The organism is Massilia polaris, assembly GCF_012927275.1.
Taxonomy (GTDB): Bacteria; Pseudomonadota; Gammaproteobacteria; order Burkholderiales; family Burkholderiaceae_D; genus Telluria_A; species Telluria_A polaris.
In genome coordinates this window covers 207,652-232,048 of record NZ_JABBGG010000006.1, presented here as the reverse complement: position 1 = coordinate 232,048, position 24,397 = coordinate 207,652, and the positions used below count along the sequence as shown (strand labels likewise).

General features: G+C 64.6%; 23 protein-coding genes. 10 read left to right on the top strand and 13 right to left on the bottom strand.

Annotated elements, in window-relative coordinates; translation table 11 throughout:
• Positions 1–94 precede the first annotated feature (94 nt).
• Together radA and alr are read right to left on the bottom strand one after the other, a co-directional pair.
• A complete protein-coding gene (radA, locus tag HHL21_RS12645; protein WP_169466313.1) occupies positions 95–1,474 on the bottom strand; it encodes a DNA repair protein RadA in 1,380 nt (459 codons plus the stop codon).
• Positions 1,467–2,573 (bottom strand): alanine racemase, encoded by a 1,107-nt coding sequence (alr, locus tag HHL21_RS12640; RefSeq protein WP_169466310.1) that lies wholly within the window; start codon positions 2,571–2,573, stop codon positions 1,467–1,469. Before alr ends, radA begins: the two co-directional genes overlap by 8 nt.
• A gap of 127 nt (positions 2,574–2,700) precedes the next feature.
• Between alr and lplT the strand changes: the two genes are divergently transcribed.
• Entirely contained in the window at positions 2,701–3,963 is a 1,263-nt protein-coding gene (gene lplT / locus HHL21_RS12635; protein WP_169466308.1) for a lysophospholipid transporter LplT, read from the top strand.
• A gap of 118 nt (positions 3,964–4,081) precedes the next feature.
• Here the strand turns inward: lplT and HHL21_RS12630 are convergent, their stop codons facing one another.
• From HHL21_RS12630 to tsaB, 4 genes are read right to left on the bottom strand one after another with little or no spacing between them, the layout of a single operon-like run.
• Positions 4,082–5,020, bottom strand: a complete 939-nt coding sequence (locus tag HHL21_RS12630) for a DUF1853 family protein (RefSeq protein ID WP_169466306.1) — start codon at positions 5,018–5,020, stop codon at positions 4,082–4,084.
• A complete protein-coding gene (locus HHL21_RS12625) occupies positions 5,004–5,852 on the bottom strand; it encodes a uracil-DNA glycosylase (protein WP_169466304.1) in 849 nt (282 codons plus the stop codon). The genes HHL21_RS12630 and HHL21_RS12625 overlap by 17 nt, the downstream gene beginning before the upstream one ends.
• The gene (gene rimI, locus HHL21_RS12620; protein ID WP_370659718.1) at positions 5,849–6,307 is read right to left on the bottom strand and encodes a ribosomal protein S18-alanine N-acetyltransferase; all 459 of its coding nucleotides are present in this window, start codon (positions 6,305–6,307) and stop codon (positions 5,849–5,851) included. The genes HHL21_RS12625 and rimI overlap by 4 nt, the downstream gene beginning before the upstream one ends.
• Positions 6,304–7,014 carry a tRNA (adenosine(37)-N6)-threonylcarbamoyltransferase complex dimerization subunit type 1 TsaB gene (gene tsaB, locus HHL21_RS12615; RefSeq protein ID WP_169466302.1) on the bottom strand — a complete coding sequence of 237 codons (711 nt, stop codon included), beginning with the start codon at positions 7,012–7,014 and terminating at the stop codon, positions 6,304–6,306. The genes rimI and tsaB overlap by 4 nt, the downstream gene beginning before the upstream one ends.
• Before the next feature lie 62 nt (positions 7,015–7,076).
• Between tsaB and HHL21_RS12610 the strand changes: the two genes are divergently transcribed.
• Positions 7,077–7,505, top strand: coding sequence for a thioredoxin family protein (locus tag HHL21_RS12610; protein WP_169466300.1), 429 nt, complete (start codon positions 7,077–7,079; stop codon positions 7,503–7,505).
• A 25-nt stretch (positions 7,506–7,530) separates the two neighbouring features.
• On the opposite strand, the gene HHL21_RS12605 is transcribed toward HHL21_RS12610, so the two are convergent.
• The gene (locus HHL21_RS12605) at positions 7,531–10,659 is read right to left on the bottom strand and encodes an EAL domain-containing protein (protein WP_169466298.1); all 3,129 of its coding nucleotides are present in this window, start codon (positions 10,657–10,659) and stop codon (positions 7,531–7,533) included.
• Between the two features lie 241 nt (positions 10,660–10,900).
• Between HHL21_RS12605 and HHL21_RS12600 the strand changes: the two genes are divergently transcribed.
• Positions 10,901–11,407, top strand: coding sequence for a DUF1993 domain-containing protein (locus HHL21_RS12600; protein ID WP_169466296.1), 507 nt, complete (start codon positions 10,901–10,903; stop codon positions 11,405–11,407).
• 99 nt (positions 11,408–11,506) lie between these two features.
• Here HHL21_RS12600 and HHL21_RS12595 read toward each other — a convergent pair whose 3' ends face one another.
• Both HHL21_RS12595 and HHL21_RS12590 read right to left on the bottom strand, forming a co-directional pair.
• Positions 11,507–11,704: a DUF1289 domain-containing protein gene (locus HHL21_RS12595; protein WP_169466294.1), complete on the bottom strand. Its 198-nt coding sequence runs from the start codon at positions 11,702–11,704 to the stop codon at positions 11,507–11,509.
• A gap of 7 nt (positions 11,705–11,711) precedes the next feature.
• Positions 11,712–12,281, bottom strand: coding sequence for a DUF1415 domain-containing protein (locus HHL21_RS12590; protein WP_169466292.1), 570 nt, complete (start codon positions 12,279–12,281; stop codon positions 11,712–11,714).
• Positions 12,282–12,585: 304 nt separating this feature from the next.
• Here HHL21_RS12590 and HHL21_RS12585 point away from each other — a divergent pair, with 304 nt between their 5' ends.
• Both HHL21_RS12585 and HHL21_RS12580 read left to right on the top strand, forming a co-directional pair.
• The gene (locus HHL21_RS12585; protein WP_169466290.1) at positions 12,586–13,923 is read left to right on the top strand and encodes a transglycosylase SLT domain-containing protein; all 1,338 of its coding nucleotides are present in this window, start codon (positions 12,586–12,588) and stop codon (positions 13,921–13,923) included.
• Positions 13,924–14,324: 401 nt separating this feature from the next.
• Positions 14,325–15,707 carry a DEAD/DEAH box helicase gene (locus HHL21_RS12580; protein ID WP_169466288.1) on the top strand — a complete coding sequence of 461 codons (1,383 nt, stop codon included), beginning with the start codon at positions 14,325–14,327 and terminating at the stop codon, positions 15,705–15,707.
• Positions 15,708–15,758: 51 nt separating this feature from the next.
• Here HHL21_RS12580 and senA read toward each other — a convergent pair whose 3' ends face one another.
• Entirely contained in the window at positions 15,759–16,955 is a 1,197-nt protein-coding gene (senA, locus tag HHL21_RS12575) for a selenoneine synthase SenA (protein WP_229496362.1), read from the bottom strand.
• A 36-nt stretch (positions 16,956–16,991) separates the two neighbouring features.
• Here senA and senB point away from each other — a divergent pair, with 36 nt between their 5' ends.
• From senB to HHL21_RS12560, 3 genes are all read left to right on the top strand, one after another.
• Positions 16,992–17,975: a selenoneine biosynthesis selenosugar synthase SenB gene (gene senB / locus HHL21_RS12570; RefSeq protein WP_370659717.1), complete on the top strand. Its 984-nt coding sequence runs from the start codon at positions 16,992–16,994 to the stop codon at positions 17,973–17,975.
• A 16-nt stretch (positions 17,976–17,991) separates the two neighbouring features.
• Complete coding sequence (gene selD, locus HHL21_RS12565; RefSeq protein WP_169466286.1) at positions 17,992–19,059, top strand: selenide, water dikinase SelD; 1,068 nt, start codon at positions 17,992–17,994, stop codon at positions 19,057–19,059.
• 63 nt (positions 19,060–19,122) lie between these two features.
• On the top strand, positions 19,123–19,482 hold the full coding sequence (locus tag HHL21_RS12560) for a DUF1428 domain-containing protein (RefSeq protein WP_169466284.1): 360 nt from the start codon (positions 19,123–19,125) through the stop codon (positions 19,480–19,482).
• Positions 19,483–19,494: 12 nt separating this feature from the next.
• On the opposite strand, the gene HHL21_RS12555 is transcribed toward HHL21_RS12560, so the two are convergent.
• The 3 genes from HHL21_RS12555 to egtD are packed head-to-tail and all read right to left on the bottom strand — an operon-like array spanning position 19,495 to position 22,551.
• Positions 19,495–20,424, bottom strand: coding sequence for a YihY/virulence factor BrkB family protein (locus HHL21_RS12555; RefSeq protein WP_169466282.1), 930 nt, complete (start codon positions 20,422–20,424; stop codon positions 19,495–19,497).
• Complete coding sequence (egtB, locus tag HHL21_RS12550; RefSeq protein ID WP_206085748.1) at positions 20,421–21,614, bottom strand: ergothioneine biosynthesis protein EgtB; 1,194 nt, start codon at positions 21,612–21,614, stop codon at positions 20,421–20,423. Before egtB ends, HHL21_RS12555 begins: the two co-directional genes overlap by 4 nt.
• On the bottom strand, positions 21,592–22,551 hold the full coding sequence (gene egtD / locus HHL21_RS12545; RefSeq protein ID WP_169466278.1) for an L-histidine N(alpha)-methyltransferase: 960 nt from the start codon (positions 22,549–22,551) through the stop codon (positions 21,592–21,594). The genes egtB and egtD overlap by 23 nt, the downstream gene beginning before the upstream one ends.
• A gap of 129 nt (positions 22,552–22,680) precedes the next feature.
• Between egtD and HHL21_RS12540 the strand changes: the two genes are divergently transcribed.
• Positions 22,681–23,568 carry a putative selenate ABC transporter substrate-binding protein gene (locus HHL21_RS12540; protein ID WP_206085746.1) on the top strand — a complete coding sequence of 296 codons (888 nt, stop codon included), beginning with the start codon at positions 22,681–22,683 and terminating at the stop codon, positions 23,566–23,568.
• A 13-nt stretch (positions 23,569–23,581) separates the two neighbouring features.
• On the top strand, positions 23,582–24,394 hold the full coding sequence (locus HHL21_RS12535) for a phosphonate ABC transporter ATP-binding protein (RefSeq protein WP_169466276.1): 813 nt from the start codon (positions 23,582–23,584) through the stop codon (positions 24,392–24,394).
• Positions 24,395–24,397 lie beyond the last annotated feature (3 nt).

Sequence of the window (24,397 nt, the reverse complement as noted above, 5' to 3'; positions counted from 1 at the left end):
GATTCATGAGGACTGTTATCGATATTGAATTATATCGCGGCTGCTTAGCAGAAGAATTTCATCAAGCGCAAAGCCCACCCGGGAACCACAGGATTTAATCGAGCTCGCGGAGCCGGTTGAACGCCTCGTCAATCCGTTCGACCGCGACGATTCTCATGCCCTCGATCGGCTGCTTAGGCACATTCGACTTCGGGATCATCGCGATCGAGAAGCCCAGCTTGGCCGCTTCGCGCAAACGTTCCTGCCCGCGCGGCGCCGGGCGGATCTCGCCGGCCAGGCCGACTTCGCCGAACACCACCAGCCCGCGCGGCAGCGGCTTGCTGCGCATCGAAGAATTAATCGCCAGCAGTACCGCCAGGTCGGCCGCCGGTTCGGTGATTTTCACGCCGCCGACCGCATTGATAAACACATCCTGGTCGAACGCCGCGACACCGGCGTGCCGGTGCAGCACCGCCAGCAGCATCGCCAGCCGGTTCTGCTCGAGGCCGACCGACAGGCGGCGCGCATTCGGCAGGTGGCTGGTATCGACCAGCGCCTGGATCTCGACCAGCAGCGGCCGCGTACCCTCCTGCGTCACCATCACGCAGGACCCGGGCACCTGGCTGTCATGCTGCGACAGGAACAGCGCCGATGGATTCGACACGCCCTTCAGGCCCTTCTCGGTCATCGCGAACACACCCAGCTCGTTCACCGCGCCGAAACGGTTCTTGATCGCGCGGACCAGGCGGAAGCTCGATTGCGTATCGCCTTCGAAGTACAGCACCGTATCGACAATGTGCTCAAGCACGCGCGGCCCGGCCAGCGCGCCCTCTTTCGTCACATGGCCCACCAAAATGATCGTCACGCCGGTCTGTTTGGCCATCCGGGTCAGCTGGGCCGCGCATTCGCGCACCTGCGCCACCGAACCGGGCGCGGAGCTGAGCGCGTCCGAATAAATGGTCTGGATCGAGTCGATGACCGCCACTTCGGGCTTGAGCGTCTCCAGCGTCCCGAGGATTTTCTCGAGCTGGATCTCGGCCTGCAGCTTCAGGTCCCTGGCATCGACCGCCAGCCGGCGCGCGCGCAGCGCGATCTGGGCGCCCGATTCCTCGCCACTGACATAGAGGGTGTTCTTCACCTGCGAGATGTTGGCCAGCGCCTGCAGCAGCAGGGTCGACTTGCCGATGCCCGGGTCGCCGCCGATCAGCACCACGCCGCCCGCGACAAGGCCGCCGCCCAGCACCCGGTCGAATTCCTCGATGCCGGTGCCGAAACGCGGCACGTCGACCGCCTCGATATCGGCCAGCGACAGCACCGGCGCGGTCTGCGCGAGGCTCTTGTACTGCTGCTGGTTCGACAGGCGGTTGACGCCGGGCGCCTCGACCACCGACTCGACCATCGTATTCCACTGGTGGCAGGCCGCGCACTGGCCGGTCCACTTGGAGCTGATCGCGCCGCAGTCGCTGCAGGTGTAGTTGGTTTTTACCTTAGCCATGGGATTCCAGGTCAGCTTCAAGCATGCGCACGCGCGGCGCCACGGCGCACATCAGTTCATAGCCGATCGTGCCGGCGGCGTCGGCCACCTCGTCGACCGGAAGGCCGGCGCCCCACAGCACCACCTTGCTGCCGACGCGCGCGCCGGCGACGCCGGTCAGGTCGACCGTCATCATGTCCATCGACACCCGCCCCACCAGCACGGTGCGCACGCCATCGACCAGCACCGGCGTGCCGTGCGGCGCATGGCGCGGGTAGCCGTCGGCGTAGCCGCAGGCGACGACGCCGATGCGCATCGGCGCGGCAGCCTCGAAGCGGCTGCCGTAGCCGACCGTGTCGCCGGCCACGATATCCTGCACGCCGATGATCTCGCTGGCCAGCGTCATGGTCGGGCGCAGGCCGAATTCAGCGGCCGGCTTGCCGCCCGGGGTGCCGCCGTACAGCATGATCCCCGGGCGCACCCAGTCGTTCGACAGTTCGGCCGCCAGTTCGGCCTGGTGCAGCACCCCGCCCGAATTGGACAGGCTGCGCGGGCCGTCGATGCCGTCGGCGCCTTTGCAGAAGCGGCGCACCTGCTCGCGCACGGTCAGGCGCGGGTGTTCCAGTTCGTCCGCGTTGGCGAAGTGGGTCATCAGGGTGATCTCGCGCACCGCGGCGATGGCGCGCAGGCGCTTCCACGCTTGCGCGAACTGGTCGGGCCTGACGCCGAGGCGGTTCATCCCGGTGTTCATTTTCAGGTGGACGTCGATCGGGCGGCTGAAGCTTGCCTGTTCCAGCATCGCGATCTGCTCCACGCAATGGACCGCGCTATTGATGCTGTATTTATCCAGCAGCGCCGTGTCGGCCGCCTCGAAGACCCCCTCCAGCAGCAGCAGCGGGCCGGTCCAGCCAAGCTCGCGCAGGCGCACCGCGCCCTCGGTTTCGATCAGCGCCAGGCCATCGGCGCCGGCAAACCCGCGCATGCCGCGTTCGAGGCCATGGCCATACGCGTTCGCCTTGACCACGCCCCACACCTTGGCGCCGGGCGTACAGGCGCGAACCCGGGCCAGGTTATGTTGCATGGAATCGAGATGGACGGTAGCGCTGAGCGGCCTTGGCATGGAGGAAATAGCATAGTTTACAAGAGGCTCTATTTTACCGGACGCTGCCCGTTTCGCATTGCGGATTTCTTTGGGTTCATGGGCATTCATGGTATAAAGCAACCCACACTTGTTTTAGAGCTTTCGAATGAATCGTGGTTTCTATACCATCATGGCGGCGCAGTTTTTTTCGTCGCTGGCGGACAATGCCCTACTGTTCGTAGCGATCGACCTGTTGATCTCCATGAATGCGCCGGCATCGCTGACGCCATTGCTCAAGCTCTCATTCGTTCTCTTCTACGTGCTTCTGGCGGCCTTCGTGGGCGCATTTGCCGACTCGATGCCCAAGGGCCGGGTCATGTTCATCGCCAATCTGATCAAGATTTTCGGCTGCGCGCTGATGGTATTCCAGCTGCACCCGCTGCTGTCGTACGCGGTGGTCGGCTTTGGCGCGGCCGTGTACTCGCCGGCCAAGTACGGCATCCTCACCGAATTGCTGCCGCCTGAAAAACTGGTGGAAGCCAATGGCTGGATCGAAGGCCTGACGGTCATGTCGATCATCCTCGGCACCGTCATGGGCGGCGCCCTGGTCAGCACGCACGGCTCGGCGCTGCTGCTCGGCTTCGACCTGCCCTTCATCAACACCGGCATCGACAGCACCACCGAAGCCGCGCTGGCGGTAGTCGTGTTCGTCTACATCCTGGCCACCCTGTTCAACCTGCGGATTCCCGACACCGGCGCCGTCTACGCCCACCAGGAACGCAACCCGGCCAAGCTGATTGCCGAATTCGCCATCTGCTGCGGCCTGCTCTGGAAAGACAAGCTCGGCCAGATTTCGCTGGCGGTGACGACCTTGTTCTGGGGCGCCGGCGCGACCCTGCAATTCATCGTGCTCAAGTGGGCCGAGAAATCGCTCGACATGCCGCTCGACAAAGCCACGACCCTGATTGGCGTGGTCGCGCTGGGCGTTGCGTTGGGTGCCGCCGCCTCGGCCAAGATGATCCCGCTGAAAAAATCGCTGACCGTGATCCCGCTCGGCATTGCGATGGGCGTGGTGGTGATGTGCATGCCGATGGTCCAATCGGTCGTGCTGGCCTATCCGCTGCTGATGCTGATTGGCGTGCTGTCCGGCTTCTTCGTGGTCCCGATGAACGCGCTGCTACAGCACCGCGGCCACGTGTTGATGAGTGCCGGCCACTCGATCGCGGTGCAGAACTTCAACGAAAACCTGTCGATTCTGACGATGCTCGCGATCTACGCGGTGATGATCACGCTCAACCTCGACCTGAACATCATCATCGTGCTGTTCGGCGTCTCGGTAGCCGGCATCATGTACCTGATCAAGAAACGCCACGCGTTGAACCAGAAAGAGCACGACTCCCTGGCCCTGATCGGCGAGCACAAGCACTAATTCCAAGTCGTAAAAGTTCCAAAATCGAACAATAAAAATCGGGGTCCGTCCCCGGGGTCTGTCCCCGGGGACGGACCCCGAATCACTTTGCAACTTTTTTGGCTGGCCCGTGCGAGGGTTATTGGAGACGGCGGGCGGCGCGGTCGCGCCAGGTGTCGGGGACGATGAAGCCGCGGGCGGTTTCGATGATCACGCCGCCTTCTTGCCGAACCGCAGCGATCAGCGAGGGCATCTGCGCTCGCGTCAGCGCGGCTTGCAATTCTTCCTTGCCGAGAACAGGCTCGCCACCGTCGCCACCCTCGCCACGGTACGGCGCCAGCCATTGCATGCGCGGCAGCACCACGAAACGTTCCGGTTCCAGCGCGGGCACTTCGGCCAGCGCGCACCAGAAACCGCGGCAGTGCTGCGCCGAGATACCGCCCATCGGCGCATGCCCGCCAGCCGGGTAAAACAGCCAGCCTTTCACCAGCGCCCTCGCCCGGATCACCGGACGCTCAAGCAGCGCCTGCGCCGCCGGGTGCACGCCCAGTTCGAGCTGGCGCGTGAAGATCTTGCGCATCTTCGCGCCCAGGCTGTCGGCCAGGTTTGGCCCGACAAAGGTGTCGAAGCGCGAGGCGCTGGTGCCTTCGAGCAGATAGAACTTGGTGGCGAACTCGATGTGCTCGACGCCTTCAGCGCCCGCATCGAGCAGGAAGTCGAACTCGCCAACCGTGTCGTTGCGGTTGCTGCGCACTTGCAGCCCGTGCGCCACCAGCTCGCCGCGTTCGCGGAAGTAGAAGGCCATCAGCTTCTCAGCATACAGCCCAAGCCGCGTGTAGGCGCGCTCGCCGAGCGATGCTTCGAGCGCGGACGGGTCGGCGTCGAGCTGACCGAGCCAGCGCGCGACGTCGGGCTGGACTTCGCCCAGCGAGGCGATCTTGTGTTCCCAGTACGGGTCGTGGGGATCGAGCAGGTCGGGCGCGTCGAGCAGCCACGCCAGCGTGCGCACGTGCGCTTGCCGCAGGTGTCCCCAGCGGCGCGCGAAGTGCGCCTGGTAGCTGTCAGCCAGGTCGTCCATCGTGCGCCTTCGCCAGGCACAGGTCGGCCCACGCCAGTGCCTTGTCGGCGCTGCGGCGCAGCAGTTCGCCGGGATGCAGCGTCGCGACCAGCGCTACCTCGCCGAGCGCATGGACGGCGCCACGCGACGCCGCCAGCGGCTCCGCGAGCGATTTGCCGAGCAGCCCGTTGGCGGCGATCTGGCCCATCGTCAGCACCATGCCGGCGCCGGTGAGCGCAAGCTCTCGTTCGAGATACGGCCTGCAGGCGCGCGCCTCGTCGTCGGTGGGCGCGCGGTCGCCGCCGTTGGCGGTGGTCGGACGGCATTTGACCAGGTTGGTGACCCAGGCGCCGGTGTCGCGCGCGAGCCCGACGGCCGCCAGCATGTTCACCAGCAGCTTGCCGGCGTCCGCGGCAATCGGCTGGCCTTCCTTTTCGTCCGCAGCGGTGGTGGCGCCCGCGGCGACCAGCCATTGCGCTTGCTGCGCACCGCTTCCGTACACGGGCTTGCGCGCGCCGGCGCACAAGCCGCAGCGGGTGCAGCTGGCGATGGCCGCGCGCAGCTGCGCCCAGTCCATCAGCGCGATTTCTTCGTCCGTCACGGCGGCCGGCGCATCCGGGTCGGCCCAGGCGCTGCCCGCTGGCTGCGGATGATTCATCGGCGCGCGTGGTTCGTGCCCCTCCTGGTAGATCGGCGGCGGCGGCAGCATCGGCGACGGCTCGGGACGATATGGTTTCGCGGCCGGCGCGGGTTCTTCAACCGGGGCCTGCACTTCCGGCGCGGCGGCTTCGCGCAGGGTCCAGAGCGGGCCGATGCCCATCTCTTCCAGGAAGGCGGCGGTGCGGCCACTCATAAAACGTACCTCATCACGATCGCGTCCTCGCGTTGTCCGTTGTGGTCCGGGTAGTATGCCTTGCGCCGGCCGATTTCGGTGAATCCGTACTGTTCATAGACCTTCAGCGCGCGCAGGTTCGATGGCCGCACTTCGAGCAGCACCGATTCCATTCCCAGCGTGCGGGCGCATTCGGCTACCTTGTCGAGCAGCCAGCGCCCGAGGCCCTCGCCCTGGCGCCCGGCGCGCACCGCGACATTGAGCAGGTGAGCTTCGTCGACCGCCGCCATCAGCAGGAAGTAGCCGACCAGCCTGCCTTCGTCATCGCGCAATACCCTGCCCTGGTAGCCGCTGGCGAGCGAGTCGGCGAAGTTCCCGCGCGTCCACGGGTGCGGATACACGGACAGTTCGACGCCGAATACTTCGTCGAGGTCGGCCGCCGTCATGCGCGACAGGTGCAGTCCGGCTTCCGTCACGCGGCGGCCTTGCTGGCGTTGATGGCCTGGCGTTCGGCGCTGGTGTAGGCGACCTTGTTGCGCAGGTAGATCGGCTGCGCTTGCGCGGCCGCTACCGCGCTGCCGGCGGCGAAGGCCGCGCTGCCAAGGCGCGCCACTTCAGCGGCGTGCGGCATGATGGCGGCCAGCGCGCCTTCAGTCCAGGCGCGGCCCGCAAAGGCGTCCGGATAAGCGGAGAAGCCGTTGCCGCAGGCGGCCAGCGGCGCATCGACAGCGGCCGGCGCGACATCGCCCGGCGCGCACAGCGCCGGTTCGGCCACGACCTTCAGGCCGCCGTCGTAACGGTACTGGGCCCAATAGACCTCGCCCATGCGCGCGTCGAGCACCGCCAGGATCTCGGTGGCGCCGGTTTGCAGGTGGCAGGCGAGCGCCATCGCTTCGAGCGTCACCAGCGGCACCACCGGCAGGCTGGCGCCGAACGCCAGCCCCTGGGCGATGCCGCAGGCAGTGCGCACGCCGGTGAACGATCCGGGACCGGCGCCGAAGGCGATCGCGTCGCACTGCTTCAGGGTGATGCCCGCTTCGGCTAACAGCTCCTGCACCATCGGCAGGATCGATTGCGAATGGGTGCGTACGCCGGACGACTCGCGTGACAGCAGCTTGTCGCCATCCAGCAGCGCGCAGGATGCCAGTTCGGACGAGGTTTCAATTGCGAGAATAATAGACATACCGTATTTTAACCCGGCCAGCCTGTGCTGGCAGCCCTGCGGCCGGCGTTGTAGAATGCCGCATGCATAGCATCACTCTCGAACCCGATAACCGCGACATCGTCGCGCAAGCACTGGCCGGCGACCGCTGGGTGGTGGCCTGCCTGTGCGCGGCGTGGTGCGGCACCTGCACTTCGTACCGGGCCTCGTTCGAGAGCGTGGCCGCGCGCCATCCCGACAAGCTGTTCGTCTGGATCGACGTCGAAGACGAGGCCGGCGTCGTGGGCGACCTTGACGTTGAAAACTTCCCTACCCTCCTGATCCAGCGCGATGATGTCGTGGCCTTCTTCGGCACCATGCTGCCCGATCCTGCGCTGGCCGACCGCCTGGTAAAAGCCCAGGCGGCGCAGTCCGATGAGGAGCTGGCGCGCCTTGCCGCCAGCAATTCCGAGCGGCGCGAGTGGCAGCAGGACTGCAACCTGCTCGAACTCATACGCGCCGCCGGCCAATAACGCGCCCGGTTTCGCGTCGCCGGGGTCAGCCCGGCTCACGCACCTGCCAGTCTTCCAGCAATGCGAGCGGCATCACAGGGCGGCTGTACAAGTAGCCCTGCGCCAGGTTGCAGCCGTGCCGCAGCAGGAAATCGGCCTGTTCGGCAGTCTCCACGCCTTCCGCGATCACCGACAGGTTCAGGCTCTTGCCAAGCTGGATGATCGCGATGGCGATCGCTTCGTCGTTGATGTCGGTCGAGATATCCTTGATAAAGCTGCGGTCGATCTTCAGCGTCTGTACCGGCATCTGCTTCAGGTAGGCCAGCGACGAGTAGCCGGTGCCGAAGTCGTCGATCGCGAGTCCCACGCCGATCGCGTGCAGGTCGTTGATGAAGGCCAGCGCGTCGCCGGTGTTCATGATCACCGACTCGGTCACTTCGAGCTGAAGCCGGTGCGGCTCGAGTCCCGTTTCGGCCAGCACGTCGGCCACCATGCTGGCGATGCTGCCACGCTCAAACTGCTTGACCGACAGGTTGACCGCCATCTTCGGCACCGACAGCCCCTGCTCTGCCCAGCGGATCATCTGGCGGCAGGCTTCGTACAGCACCCACTTGCCAAGCTGGCTGATGAAACCGATGTCCTCGGCCAGCGGAATGAAGCGGAACGGCGGCACCACGCCCAGCTCCGGACTGTTCCAGCGCACCAGCGCTTCGACGCCGATCAGGCGGCCGGTATCGATTTCAACCTGCGGCTGGTAGTTCAGGAAGATCTCGTTCTTCTCGATCGAACGTCGCAGCATGGCTTCGAGGCGCAGGCGCTCGACGCCCTCGCCCGTCATCGACGGCGCATAGAACTGGTAGCCGTTGCGCCCGCGCGCCTTGGCCTGGTACATGGCGACGTCGGCATTCCGGATCAGCATGTTCAGGTCGGTGGCGTCGTGCGGGAACATGCTGATGCCCACGCTGCCCGTGACGAACAGCTCGTAGTCGGAGACGATGAACGGCTGTTCGAACATGCTCATTAACTTCTCGGCGACCAGCCCCGCGCCGAAGGCGCCATCCACGTTCTCGAGCAATACGATGAATTCGTCGCCGCCCAGGCGCGCCAGCGTATCGCCTTCGCGCAGGCGCTCGGACAAAGCGCCCGCTACCTGGATCAGCAGCTCGTCGCCGACGTGGTGGCCGAGCGTGTCGTTGACGTTCTTGAAGCGGTCAAGGTCGATGAACAGCACCGCGAGCTGCTCGTCGACGCGCCCGGCGCGCTGCAGCGCGTGCTGCAGCCGGTCGTGGAACAGCAGGCGGTTCGGCAGTCCGGTAAGCGGATCGTGGTGCGCCATGTGGTCGAGCTTTTCCTGCGATTCCTTGACCGCCGTGATGTCGCTGAAGACGCCGACGTAATGGGTGATCTTGCCGGCGCTGTCGCGCATGACGGATACGGTGAGCCACTCGGGGTACACCTCGCCATTTTTACGCCGGTTCCAGATTTCTCCGCGCCAGAATCCGGCCTTCTCCTGCTCGTCCCACATCGCCTGGTGGAAGCGCTCGTCGTGGCGGGCGGAGCGCGTCATGCTGGCGGGCTGCCCGATCGCTTCGTGCTCGGTATAGCCGGTAATCTGCGTGAACGCAGGGTTGACAGCGACGATTCGGCGCTCGGCATCGACCACCATCACGCCATCGGCGATGTGCTCGAGCACCGTCGCCGACAGGCGAAGTTTTTCTTCGGCCTGTTTGCGTTCGGTGATGTCGGCATACACCCAGATGCTGCCTTCGTTCGGATGAAGCGGGTCGAGCGCGCAGCCATTGACCATGCACCAGAACGAGGTGCCGTCGCGCTTGCGGTATTCGCGCTCCTCGGTGAAGTCGCGGCCGTCGACCAGGTTCGGATAGGCGCGCAAGCCGGCCAGTTCGTACTCGGTGCGCGGCTGGAAGATGATGTCGTCGGGCGCCCCGGCCAGTTCGCCGCTGCCATAGCCGAACAGCTCCTCGCAGCGGCGGTTGGCCGAGACCACGTGCCGCCCGCGTACGAACATCACGCCGAACATCACATTGTCGAGAATCGCGCTTTGCTCGGCCAGCAGGCCTTCGATGCGCATTTCATTGTGTTTGCGCTCGCTGATATCGGTCAGGATGCCGTCGATCCACTCCACATTGCCGTCGCTGCCGATGCGCGGGTGGCCTTTTTCCGAGACCCAGCGTTCGGTGCCGGTGGCGTCGAGGATGCGGTATTCGATTTCATATGGGTTGCCGGTGCGGCCGGCATCCCGTACCGCGCCATACTGGAGGCGGCGATGTTCGGGCGCGATCAGGTCGGACCAGACGTCAATCGTGCCGCGCATGAACTGGCTGGCCGGGAAGCCGGATATCTCTTCGATCGCGTCGCTGACGAAGTCGATCGGCCCGCCCAGGCGCACGCGGAACACCGCGCCGGGCACCTGGGCGACGATGGTGCGGAAGCGTTCCTCGCGCCGCCCGATGTCTTCGAACAGGTGCTTGATCGCGATGCGCATCTGCTCCATCTGGCTGCCGAGGCGTCCCAGTTCGTCATTGCCGTCGAGGTCGAGGTGGGTTTCGAAATCGCCGCGTGAAAGCCGGTCGGAGAACGACATCAGCTTGCGCATCGGGCCCATCAGGCGGCGGTTCAGGAACAGGATAATCAGCAGCAGCGACACCGTGATCTGCCCGGCCAGCACCAGCGCGTACTTCGACTGCTTGCTGCGCAGCTCCTGCTGGCTGCGGGCATCGTCCATCTCGACCAGGATGCGGCCGATGCGTTCGCCGCGCACCAGGATGTCGCGCTCGGCGTGGTAGACGATCCCGGCCTGGCGGTTGGGCGACTGCACGTTCATGAACTGGGTGTCGGCCTGGCCGATCACCTGCACCCGCAGCACGGACGGGTCGCGCATGACGGAATCGACCAGCGAGTTGGCCGATTCGGCGTTCATGTTCCACAGCGACTCCTGCATGCCGAGAGCGAGGATGTCGGCATTGCGCTGGAGCGATTCGTTGAGGGCGGTCCGGGCGGCCTTCTGCTCCTGAACGCCAATCAGCAGGTAACTGCCGATGATCGCCGGGAAAACCAGGCCGCCGACCACGACCAGCAACAAGGCGCCGTAAATCGAACGTCCATACAGGATTCCCAACCTGGCGCGCAATTGTCGATAGGGAGTGCTATGCATGCGGTGGCATTACCATATTTGCTATCCCCGGAAAGGCCGAGACCTGGTCGGCATGATTTTATACACAAGACAATTACTCTATGGCAAGTGCACCGCCTACGTCAAGGCAAGCGGCGAATTTGCACAGAGGTTCCGCCACGGTTTGCAACTTGCCGCCAAATGGGAGTAACAATTCGCCGCCAGCACAAACCTCGCCATCTTGTTATTATCGCAGCCATCTTTCAACGAGGAACATAAATATATGAGCTTTTCAATGTACGAGGCATCCGTGCCTGTGTTCACCCAGATCCTGAACAGCCTGGCCGCCATCATCGACAAGGCCGAGACCCACACCAACGGAAAAAACATCGAACCGGCGGCGCTTTTGCAAGCGCGGCTGTACCCGGACATGTTTCCGTTCGCACGCCAGGTCCAGGTAGCGACCGACTTCGCCAAGAGCTGCTCGGCGCGCCTGGCCGGCGTCGAAGTGCCGCGCTACGAGGACACCGAGAAGAGCTTCGCGGACCTGCGCGAACGCATCGCCCGCACCCTTGCCTTCATCAACGACCTGCCGCGCGCGGCGATCGAGGAAAGCGCCCAGCGCGACATCGTCACCGGCAGTGGCGCTAACGTACGCGAGTTCAAGGGCCAGGTCTACCTCGTCCATTACGCGATGCCGCACTTCTACTTCCACGCCACCACCGCCTACGCCCTGCTGCGCCACAACGGCGTAGAAATCGGCAAGAAAGACTTCATCGGCAGCTATTAATACAGCCGGCCCTTGTAAATCAATGACTTAACAATCGGGGTCCGTCCCCGGGGACAGACCCCGGGGACGGACCCCGATTCTGGAACGGTCTTATTTATTTTATTTATTACGACGGGGGTAGCCTTCGGCGAGGATGCGCTTCCACACGCGCTCTTTGTCGGCAGGCGCCATCGATACCCAGTGCGCGACTTCGACGACCGAACGGCCGCAGCCGCGGCAAATCTCGTCGAACGTCGTCGAACAAACCGCCACGCAGGGCGTGTCCGGCCGTTCCGGCAGCTTTTCTGCTTTCTTCATCACTTCCTTACCTGGCTGGGCCGACATCGAGCGCATCCCAGCCGTCATGGCCTAGCTTCTCGATCGTTTCAATATTCTTTTCGAAGATCTCGCTGGCTTCCGGGAAAGCTTCGACCGCGCGTTCGATGCTGTCTTCGCGCAGCAGGTGCAGGATCGGATATGGCGCACGGTTGGTGTAGTTGCCGATGTCGTTGATGTCGGTGTCGGCAAACTGGTATTGCGGATGGAAGCTGGCAACCTGGATCTCGCCGTCGAGGTGCATGTCTTCCACCGCCGCATCGGCCACGTCGAGGAATTCGTTGTAGTCGACGAAGTCGTTCAGCACAAACGGATGGATCAGCAGGGTCGTGTCGACCAGTTCCGCCGGCGTGTCGGACAGGCATTGCAGTTCGTTCATCAGCGTTTCGAGCAGCGCCTCGACCGTGGTCGCGTTCGCGACGACATAGCGGACCTGCTTTTTGATGTGCACTGCCTTGGCAAATGGACAGAGGTTCAGGCCGATCACCGCCTTCTCGAGCCAGCGCTCGGTGGCCGCGATGATCTGGTCGTCGTCGGCGTTCAAATTCGGGGTACTCATGGTGTTGCTTTCAACTAAAGGAGGATGCTCGCGCAAAACCAGATTGTACGCACACTTACCCGCGCCATAGTAGTAATTTGACGATACCCCCGGGGTGTACCGCCAAAACCCGCCGTTTTCTTACGATGGCAAACTGATATTTTTTCCGCATACTCCAGTTTATCATTTGATAACACGACAGCAAAAAGTTGCCATTAAATTTGCCTGAGGAAAGGCCAAAACGCTTGACGACGGGAACGAGTCCTACGTACACTCGGATTTGTTCCCGTCAGTCTGAAGTCCTTGGACGCCACAATGGAAAGCTATGCAAACATACACCCGTACTACCATCGCACTGGCAGCACTGCTTGTATCCCTGGCTCCCATCGCCCAAGCGAGCGCTGATTCCGCGTCGTCCGCGCCGGTATCAAGCGCTGCGCCGGGCGCCGTCAAGACCGCCGTCGCGCCTTTCGCCGGCGTCAAGGCTGAAGAGTTCAAGGAAACCGACGTCTGGGGCCGCATCCGCACCGGCTACGCCATTCCCGACATCGACAACTCGCTGGTCGGCAACCACGTCAAGTGGTACAGCACCCGTCCCGATTACCTCGCGCGCGTTTCGACCCGTGCATCGCGCTACATGTTCCACGTTGTCCAGGAACTCGAAAAGCGCGGCATGCCAACCGAACTGGCGCTGCTGCCGATCATCGAATCGGCGTTCAATCCGCAAGCCTATTCCAGCGCCGACGCTGCCGGCATGTGGCAATTCGTGCCGGGCACCGGCCGCGACTACGACCTGAAACAGAACATGTTCAAGGACGAGCGCCGCGGCGTGCTGGCCTCGACCGACGCCGCCCTCTCCTACCTGCAGAAGCTGTACGTGATGTTCGGCGACTGGCAGCTCGCGCTTGCCGCGTATAACTGGGGCGAAGGCAACGTCCAGCGCGCGATCAAGAAAAACCAGGCGCTCGGCAAGCCCACCGATTTCGAAAGCCTGGCCGCGCACATGCCTGCGGAAACCCGCAACTATGTGCCAAAGCTGCAGGCGGTCAAGAACATCGTCAGCAACCCGGCCCAGTACGGCGTATCGCTGCCGGTCATCGACAACCAGCCTTACTTCACCGTCATCGACAAGACCAGCGACATCGACCTGGCCATCGCGGCCCAGCTGGCGGAGCTGTCGGTAGACGAGTTCAAGGCGCTGAACCCGCAGTTCAACCGCCCGGTCATCACCGGCGGCGAGACGACCAAGATTTTGCTGCCGAAAGAGAACGCGGAGAAATTCCACGTCAACCTGGCGCAATGGGGCCAGGCGCTGTCGACCTGGACCACGCACAAGATTACCGGCGCCAAGGAAAGCATCACCACCCTGGCATCGCGCTTCGGCACGACCCCGGAAGTGATCCGCCAGGCCAATAACATTCCGGCCCGTACCGTCCTGAAGGCAGGCTCGACCATTTTGGTGCCGCGCACCTCGGCCAGCATCGACAGCGATATCGCCGAGCACATCGTCGACAACGCGGTGATGGCGTTCGAAGCAGAGCGCGTAGGCAAGCGCGGCGGCAAGAAAATGACCAACGCCCAGAAGGTCAAGGCCAAGGTTGCATCGATCAAGAGCCGCATGGGCCGCAGCTCGGCCAAGGCCAAGGCGCCAAAGCGCCGCTGAGATCGTCAACGAGGGCGCATGCTGCACTTGCGTGCGGCATGCGCCCTTGGTTCTTTCGCAGTACCCGCGCACGCTCCGTCATAATCCGTGCAAACACAGTGAAACTACTGTATAGTCCTGTTTGTGCGCTGCAATACGTTTCTCGCAAACTAGCTTAGCGATGGCAATACGCAGTTACAAAGCAGTAAAACTAGCAGCTTCGCAAGCCTGGGCCTGTCCACCGGACAGCCTCAATAAAGCCCTCCCGCCTTGTGTGTCGCACCTGACACCGTCCCGGCGCAAAGCTTTTGTGCCGAAATTTCTTTTCATCTCAGAGTTATTTCGTTTGTTGGTTGGCGTTGCTATTTTGCGCTCGAAGGCATTTGCCCGAGCGCTGATCTATACCGAAAGAAAAGAAAACAATGAGTTTTGAAGCATTAGGCCTCCACGCGTCTATCGTAAAAGCAGCAACCGATGCCGGCTACACCACGCCGACCCCTGTACAAGAGCAAGCGATTCCTGCGGGTATCGCGGGCCGCGACCTGCTGGTTTCCTCGCAGACCGGTTCGGGCAAGACCGCGGCATTCATGCTGCCTGCCCTGCACAAGCTGGCAATCGCCGAGCAAGCGCCTGTCGCTCCACGCGGCGCCCCTGGCGAGCGTCCACGTTTCAAGGCAGCACAGCCGAAAATGCTGGTGCTGACCCCAACCCGCGAACTGGCACTGCAAGTGACCAGCGCGACCGAAAAGTACGGCACCCAGATCCGCCGCATCCGCGCCGTATCGATCCTGGGCGGCATGCCTTACCCTAAGCAGATGCAACTGCTGGCAAAGAATCCTGAGATCCTGGTCGCGACCCCTGGCCGCCTGATCGATCACATGGAATCGGGCAAGATCGATTTCTCGCAACTGGAAATCCTGGTGCTGGACGAAGCTGACCGCATGCTGGACATGGGCTTCATCGACGACATCGAGAAGATCATTGCGGCAACGCCAGACGGCCGCCAGACGATGCTGTTCTCGGCAACCCTGGACGGCATGGTCGGCAACATGGCCCGCCGTATCACCAAGGACCCGATGGTGATCCAGATCACCAGCTCGTCGAGCAAGCACGAAAACATCGTGCAGCGCGTTCACTTCGTCGACGACCTGTCGCACAAGAACCGCCTGCTGGACCACCTGTTGCGCGACGAAACGCTCGACCAGGCGGTTGTCTTCACCGCGACCAAGCGTGACGCCGACACCATCGCCGACCGCCTGAACATCGCCGGTTTCTCGGCTGCCGCACTGCATGGCGACATGCACCAGGGCGCCCGTAACCGCACGCTCGACGGCCTGCGCCGCGGCAGCGTGAAGGTGCTGGTTGCAACCGACGTGGCAGCACGCGGCATCGACGTCCCGACGATCACCCACGTGTTCAACTATGACCTGCCGAAGTTCCCTGAGGACTACGTCCACCGCATCGGCCGTACCGGCCGTGCTGGCCGCAACGGCCTGGCGATCTCGCTGGTGAACCACGCCGAAGGCATGAACGTCAAGCGCATCGAGCGTTTCACCAAGCAGCTGATTCCGGTGAACGTCATCGAAGGTTTCGAGCCAAAGCGCACCGCTTCGGCGCCACGTTCGGCTGCCCGTCCAGGCAGCTGGAAGCCGGGCGACAACCGCACCGGCGCCAAGCCAGGCCAGCGTACCTTCAGCAAGCCAGGCGCGGCACCGCGCCGTGAAGGCGCCCCTTCGGGCGGCGGCTACAAGGGTTCGAACCCACGCTCGGCCGACGGCGCACGCCGCACCTACGGCGATCGTTAATCGTTCAAACGATTAAACAAGGACGGCTACTTCGGTAGCCGTTTTTTTTCGTCAGTACGCGCAGGTACGGAACCCGGCAAAGATGTCGTCGCGCTCCGGCAAATAAAAATTACGGAAGCGCGCCGACCCGAACCGCGACGGGGTCGCGAACGACGCCCCGCGCAGCACCTGGTGCGTCATGAACCACGGCGCCGAATACTCGCGGTAAGGCCCCGCCTCGAATCCCGGATACGGCTCGAACGGCGACGCCGTCCACTCCCACAGCTGCCCCCAGCTGAAGCCCGGCTGGCCCGACAGCGCGGCGTACTCCCACTCCGCCTCGGCCGGCAGGCGCCGCTCCGCCCACATGCAATAAGCCTGCGCCTCATACAGCGTCACATGGCGCACCGCTTCGTGCGGATCGAGCGTCCGGAGCTGGCCAAACCGGCTGGCCAGCCAGCGCCCGCGATCGCGCCGCCAGTAGCGCGGCGCCGAACGCTCCTGCCCCATCAGCCACGCCTGCCCTGCTTTGCTCCAGTACCCTGCCCGCTGGTAGCCGCCATCGGCCACGAACTCCGCGAACTGGTCGTTCGTCACCAGGGTCGCATCGATCGCGAACGGCGGTACATAGCAGGCGTGCGCCGCCTTCTCGTTATCGAACACAAAGCCGCCATCCTGCGGTCCGCCCAGCCGGATCGTCCCGCCCGGATAGTGGATCTCGCGCGGCGCGGCTGCAGCGTTACGGCCACGCGCCAGCTCCGGCGGCGCCTCCACGCCCAGCAGCTGCATCGCGTGCAGCAGCGCCTCGCCATGCATGTCCTCGTGCGCCAGCACCAGCCGGTAGGGGTACAGCGCCGCGTCCACATTGGCTTCGCGCGACAGCTTGTCGAGCACGCGGTCGAGCACCTCATTGCAGTACGTTTTCAGCGAGCCGGTATTGGGCAGGTCGAGCGTCCAGCGACTGCGGTGGCCCACGGTATTCGAATCGAACCAGTCATCGCCGCGCGTCAGCAGCGAATTGCCAACGGCGTCGGCGGGATGACTGGAGGCAGCCTGGCGCAGGATGTACCACTCGGCGAACCAGGCGATATGGCCGAGCTCCCACAGGGGCGGATTGATGGTGGCGACGTACGGCACGCGCGATGGCAGGTCGTAGCCGGCCTGTGCAAGGCAATCGAACAGCCGCAGCGTATAATTTCGGGCAGACTGCAGCGCGTCGGACAACTGTTGCGGCCTTGCCTGCCTGAACGATGCATTGATTGGGTTCATGGCAGGATTGTAACGACTTTTGAGGGAGCGGCATCGGTGCAACGCGTAACCATCGTCAGCCCGGCCATGGCCGAGGCAAATAACGGCAACTGGCAGACTGCCATGCGGTGGGCGCGCTTCCTGACGCCCCGCTACGACGTCAACATCGCAGCCTCATGGACGCCCGTCACCGGCGCCACGCCCGACCTGATGATCGCCCTGCACGCGCGCCGCTCGGCCGCGGTGCTGGCCGCCTTCGCCGAGGACCATCCCGACAGTCCGCGCGTGCTGGTCCTCACCGGCACCGACCTGTACCGCGACATCCACGACGATCCAGCGGCCCAGGCCTCGCTCGCCCACGCCGACATCCTGGTGCTGCTGCAGGAAGCGGGCGTCGCGATGCTGCCGCCCGAACATCGCTCGAAGGCGCGCGTGATCTGGCAGTCGGCGCCATCGTTACCGCATGTGGCGCCGCCGCCCGGCGCCCGTGAGTTCACGTTCTCCATGATCGGCCACCTGCGCCCCGAAAAAGACCCGCTGACCTTCATGCGCGCGGCGCAGCTGGCCGCCAACCCGGACGCGCGCTTCATCCACATCGGCGGCGCGCTCGATCCGCAGCTCGGCACGGCCGCCGAAGCCACGGCGGCCGCGGATCCGCGCTACCAGTGGATGGGCAACCTGGCCCACGACGCCGCCCGCATGGCGCTGTCCTGCAGCGACGCGATGGTAATCGCATCGCTGATGGAAGGCGGCGCCAACGTGATCATCGAGGCCGTCACCAGCGGCGTGCCGGTGCTCGCCAGCGACATCGACGGCAACCGCGGCATGCTGGGCAGCGGCTACGAGGGCTACTTCCCGGTCGGCGACGCGCCCGCGCTGGCCGCGCTGATGGAGCGCTGCATGCTGGACCCGCCTTTCCGCGAGCGCCTGCACGCCCAGTGCGCGGCGCGCGCCGCGCTGTTTGCGCCGGAGGCCGAGCAAGCGGCGGTGCTCGACTTGGTGGATAATCTGCTGATTGCCCGGCCAGCCGGCGCCAACTAATGACACGGAAATCCCCATGAGCACAGCACCAGAGCAAAAAATCAAACTGACTTCGTTCTCCCACGGCGGCGGCTGCGGCTGCAAGATCGCGCCCGGCGTGCTGGCCGAAATCCTGAAGAACTCCACCGGCTTCCCGGTGCCCAAGGAACTGCTGGTCGGCATCGAAACCGCCGACGACGCCGCGGTCTACAAACTCAACGACGAACAGGCGCTGATCGCGACCACCGACTTCTTCATGCCGATCGTCGACGATCCGTTCGACTTCGGCCGCATCGCCGCCACCAACGCGATCTCCGACGTGTACGCGATGGGCGGCACGCCGATCATGGCGCTCGCGCTGGTCGGCATGCCGGTCAATAAGCTGCCGCTCGATACGATCGGCCAGATCATCCGCGGCGGCGAGTCGATCTGCGCCGAAGCCGGCATCCCGATCGCCGGCGGCCACACCATCGATTCGGTCGAGCCGATCTACGGCCTGGTGGTGCTGGGACTGGTGCATCCGTCGAAGGTCAAGCGCAACGCCGACGCCAAGGCGGGCGATGTGCTCATCCTCGGCAAGCCGCTCGGCGTTGGCGTGCTGTCGGCGGCGCTGAAGAAAGACGCGCTGGACGCGGATGGCTACGCCGCCATGATCGAGAACACCACCAAACTGAACAAGCCCGGCAAGGCGCTGGCCGACATGGCCGGGGTGCATGCGATGACCGACGTCACCGGCTTCGGCCTGCTCGGCCACTTGCTCGAACTGGCGCGCGGCGCCAGTCTCGAAGCGCAACTGGACATGGCCAGCATCCCCTTGCTGCCGGGTGTAGAACAACTGGCGCGCGATGGCTTCTTTACCGGCGCGTCCGGCCGAAACTGGGATGCCTACGGCAGCGACGTCACGCTGGCGGCCGGCATCACCCCGGCCCAGCAAGCCCTGCTGACCGATCCGCAAACCTCGGGCGGCCTGCTGGTATCGGTCGACCCGTCCAGCGTCGACGAGGTGCTGGCGCTGTTCGCGCGCGAAGGCTTCGGCCATGCGGCCGTGGTCGGCCGCATGGCGCCGGGCGCACCGCGTGTGACCGTGCACACCGCAACCGTGTGAGCGAACATCCGGGCAGAGGCGTAATATTGGCAGCTCAATCAACCCTGATCGAGGAGAAATGTCATGCCGTATGTCGATGGTTTCGTGGTCCCGGTAGCGAAGGATAATATTGAGCGATACAAAGAGATGTCCACCGCCTGCGGCAAGATCTGGCGCGAGCTGGGCGCGCTGGAATTCCGCGAGTGCATGGGCGACGACGTCAAGCCCGGCAAGCTGACCTCATTCCCGCAAAGCGTCAACCTGGAAGATGGCGAGGTGGTGTTCTTTTCGTGGATCGTCTACGAGTCGCGCGCCAAACGCGACGAGATCAACGACAAGGTCATGAAAGACCCGCGCATGGCCGAATGGATGAAGCCCGAGAACATGCCGTTCGACGGCAAGCGCATGGTCTACGGCGGCTTCGCGATGGTGGTCGACGTCTGAACTTAGCTGCCCTTACGCGCGCCCGGTGGTCATGGGCTGGGGCTCGCCGTGCTGCTTGCGCCCCACCCGCTCGTACTCGGAGATCACCTGGGCGCCAAGCAGCAGCAAGGTGGCGCCGATTTCAAGGCTGAACATGACGACGATCGCCGTCGTCATCGAGCCGTACACGATATTGACCTGCGACAGCGTCGAGAAGTACCACACCAGCACATGGCGCGCCCCTTCCCACAGCAGCGCCGCCGTCACCCCGCCGATCAGCGCGTGCGACAGCGACAGCCGCCCCACCGGCATCACCAGGTAGATCGAAGTGAGCAACAGGATCTCGCCGAACAAGCCAAGCAGGTACAGAAGGACGCCGGATACGCCGCTCAGCGACCAGTGCCAGCCCAGGAAATTGACCTCTTCTTCCCCCATCACCTGCAAGGTGCCGGCCACCAGTGTCACCAGCATCACGCCGATGCCCAGCGCCAGGATGTAGCAGTAAGGCAGGATGGCCGACACAAAGAAGTGGCGGCGCCGGATCGCCACGCGGTGGATGAAGATCATGCTCATCGCGTTTTCCAGCACCGTGAACGCCAGCGAACTGAAAAACAGCATCGTCACGCCAAGCACGCCGGTGATCAGGCCGCGCTCATCGAGGAAGTTCGACACCTCCACGACAATCGCGCGCGACTGGCCCGGCAGCAGCCATTCCAGGTAACGCTGCAAGGTCGCCAGCAGCTCCACAGGGTCCATGAAGTGCGACAGCACCACCACCACCAGCATCAGGAACGGGACGATCGACAGCAGCGCGTAATACGCCACCGCGCCGGCCAGCAGCAGCCCCTGGTTGGCGCGGAATCCCCTGAGCACCTGCAGCGTGAACGCGAGCGGGTGCGCGAGGATATAGGCGTTGGCGCGCCGGTTGAGGATCTGGATCGGCGCCAGTCGTCTGAACGTCATCGCGCGAGCCTGATGCCGCTGAACTGCCAGCGCGCGCCGGCCGGGAAGAAGTTGCGGTAGCTGGCGCGCGCATGCCCTTCGGGCGTGGCGCACGAGGAACCGCGCAGGACATACTGGTTGATCATGAATTTTCCGTTGTACTCGCCGAGGGCGCCCGCTTGCTGCGCATAGCCGGGGTAAGGCGCGTAACTGCTGCTGGTCCACTGCCAGCAATGGCCGGCCATCTGGAGCAGGCCGCCGGCGCCGGATGCCGCCGCCACCTCCCACTCGGCTTCGGTAGGCAGTCGGGCGCCGGCCCAGCGCGCATACGCGTCGGCTTCATACAGCGACACATGGGTGACCGGCAGCGCGGGGTCCAGCGCATGGTCGCCATGCAGCGTGAATTCGCGCCATCCGCCGTGCTGGTCGCGCAGCCAGTACAGCGGGTGTCCGAGCGTGCCGGCGCAGACCTGGTCCCAGCCTTCCGACAGCCATAGGGCGGCGTCGCGGTAGCCGCCCGCGTCGACGAAGGCGAGGTATTCGCCATTTGTCACCAGCCGGCTGGCCAGTGCGAACGGCGCCACATATTGCTGGTGGCGCGGCAGCTCGTTGTCGAAGCAGAAGCCGTCGCCCGCATAGCCGATCCCGGCAATTCCGCCGCCGAAGCCTTGCCATGAGAGGGCCGGCACGGCCGTGGCCGGGGCCGGCGGGGTGTCGGCATACGCCGGATAAAGCGGGTTTTGCGCCAGCAGGTGCTTGACGTCGGCGAGGATCAATTCCTGGTGCTGCTGTTCGTGTTCCAGCCCGAGCGTGACCAGCTCCGCCAGCGCTGCGTCCCCTGCCCGGCTATCGAGCAGGCGCAGCATGCGCGCGTCGACATCGAGGCGATAGGCGCGCACCGCCGCCATGCCGGGGCGCGTCACCAGCCCGCGCTGTGCGCGCGGGTGTTTCGCGCCGATGCCGTTGTAATACGAGTTGAACAGCACGCGGAAGGCGGGATGGAACGGCCGGAAGCCCGCTTCGAAGCGTTCGAGGATGAAGGTCTCGAAGAACCAGCTGGTGTGCGCGAGGTGCCACTTGACCGGGCTGGCGTCCGGCATCGACTGCACGGTGCAGTCTTCGTCCGAGAGCGGCTCGGCCAGCGCCAGCGAACGGCGCCGGACCTGGCCGTAACGGCGGCGCAGCAGCTCAGGGTCCAATGGCGCGCGCATGGATGACGGCAAACCATTCATCGGGATCGACCCAGGTATTGGTCGCCTGGAAGCCGGACTGTTCGAGCAGGCCGATGGCCGCGCTCATGCGGTACTTGTAGCTGTTCTCGGTGTGGATGCAGTCGCCGCGCGCGAAGCTGCGCGATCCGCCCGGCCAGCGGACAAGCATGTCGCGCAGCGCCTCGAGGTGCATTTCGATGCGGCCCTCAAGGCGGTTGAAGAAAGCCTGGTGGCGCCAGCCGCGCACGTCGAAGTCGGCGCCGAGCAGCTGGTTCACGTGGCGCAGCACGTTCAGGTTGAATGCGGCGGTCACGCCAAGCGCGTCGTCGTAGGCATCCGACAGCGTCTGTTCATCCTTGACCAGGTCGATCCCGATCAGCAGGCCGCCGTCGGTTTCGCACTGGGCGCGGGCGCGGCGCAGGAAGCAGCGCGCTTCGTCGGGCGTGAAATTGCCGATCGAGGAGCCCGGGTAGAAAAACAGGCGGCGCGCCGGGCTGATGTTGGCCGGCAGGTCGAGCCGGGCCGAGAAGTCCTGCCCGAGCGCGGTCATTTCAATGTGCGGAAAGCGCTGGCGCAGGCGGGCCAGCGACTCCTGCAGGAAATCCCACGAGATGTCGATGGCCACATACTGGTCGGGATGCAGCAGCGGAAACAGGCTGGCCGCCTTGGCGCAATTGCCGGCGCCAAGGTCGATCAGGGTCGTTCCGGGGCCGACTGCGCGCGCGATATCGGCGCCATGGCGGGCGAGGATGGCAGCTTCGGTGCGCGTCGGGTAATATTCGGGCACTTCGCAAATCGCCTCGAACAGTTTCGAGCCAAGCGGGTCATACAGGAACTTCGGCGCGATGCTCGCCTGGCTGGCGCATAAGCCCGCGCTGAGCTCGGCCTGGATGCCGGCGACCGGCGGGCGTGTTTCGGTCTGGCATTGTGTCAGCATGGAATTCCCAGTATGGCCGATGCGTTCTTGGTGATTTTGTTATCATAGCTGAATATCCAATTTTTTCGCGCCGCGCAGGAAGCGTTTCGGGCGACGTGCCACCACCCTAGCCATCACAGAAGGCCCCCCATGTCCCAGTTCTCCGCATTTCGCAGCATGAAAACCATGCTGGCCGCCGGCTTTGCAGCCGCCTTCACGTTCGCGTCCCTGCCCGCCTCGGCCCAGGCCGTGCCAGGCGTGCTGCGCGTGTCGGCGATTCCGGATGAAGCGCCGACTGAGCTGCAGCGCAAATTCAAGCCGCTCGGCGAATACCTGGCCAAGGCCACCGGCCTGAAAGTGGTGTTCACGCCGGTGACCGACTACGCGGCATCGGTGGAAGGCCTGGTCAACAACAAGCTGGACATGGTCTGGTTCGGCGGCTTCACCTTCGTGCAGGCCAACGCCCGCAGCGGCGGCAAGATCACCCCGCTGGTGCAGCGCGCCGAAGACGAGAAATTCCGTTCGGTGTTCATTACCGCGTCGAACGACATCAAGCAGCTGGCTGACCTGAAGGGCAAGACCTTCAGCTTCGGTTCCGAGTCCTCGACCTCGGGCCACCTGATGCCGCGCTCCTACCTGCTGGCCGCGAAAATCAATCCGGACACCGACATGAAGCGCATCGCCTTTTCCGGCGCGCATGACGCCACCGTGGCGGCAGTCGCCGGCGGCAAGGTCGATGCGGGCGCGCTGAATATCTCGGTATGGGAAAAGCTGGTCGCCGAGCGCAAGGTCGATCCAGCCGCGGTGCGCGTGTTCTACACCACCCCTTCGTACTACGATTACAACTGGTCGGTGCGCAGCGACATGAACGCCGCCCTGAAAAAGACGATCACCGACGCCTTCCTCGCGCTGGACCCGTCCACGGCTGAAGGCAAGGAGATCCTCGCACTGCAGCGCGCAACGAAGTTCGTGCCGACCACCCCGGCCAACTACACGACGATCGAAGCGGCCGCACGCAACGCGGGCCTGCTGAAGTAAGCAAGGCGCGCACATGACATTCAGGCTCGACAAGCTGACAGTGCGGCACCTGGCGCCCAACGCGCCGGTGGCGCTGCACGAGATCGGCCTGGACGTCGCCCAGGGCGAGCAGCTCGCCATCATCGGTCCTTCCGGCGCCGGCAAGACCACGCTGCTGTCGACGCTGGCGGTCGCGCACCGGCCTGCGCACGGCGGCTTCGCCGTGTTCGGCGAAGACCCGTGGGCGCTGCCCGAAGCCAGCCGCCACAAGCTGCGCGCCAGCCTGTTCCTCGCGCCGCAAACGCCGCCGCTGCCGCCGCGCCAGCGCGTCGTGACCGCGGTGCTGGCGGCCCGCCTGCCGCGCTGGAGCTTGTGGCAGGCGCTGGTCTCGCTGGTCCGCCCGCTCGACCCGGACGCCGCGTTCGACGCGCTCGAACGTTTCGGCCTCGGCGACAAACTGTATTCCCGCGTCGACCGCCTGTCGGGCGGTGAACGCCAGCGCTGCGCCCTCGCGCGCCTGCTGCTGTCTGACGCCAAAGCTTTCCTGGTCGACGAACCGCTGTCGGCGCTCGACCCGGCGCTGTCGCAGATGACCCTCACCACCTTGCAGCAGGAAGCGGCTTCGCGCAACGCCACGCTGGTGTGCAGCCTGCACCAGGTCGACATGGCGCTGGCGAATTTCCCGCGCATCGTCGGCCTGCGCGACGGACGGGTGATGTTCGACGCCGCGCGCGACGAGGTCAGCGCCGACATGATCGCCGCCTTGTACCGCAACGAGCAGGCCGAGGCAGCGCGCCCGGCGCTGCACGAAACGCCCGAGCGGCTCGCGGTCGGCGCCTGCTTCTGAAAC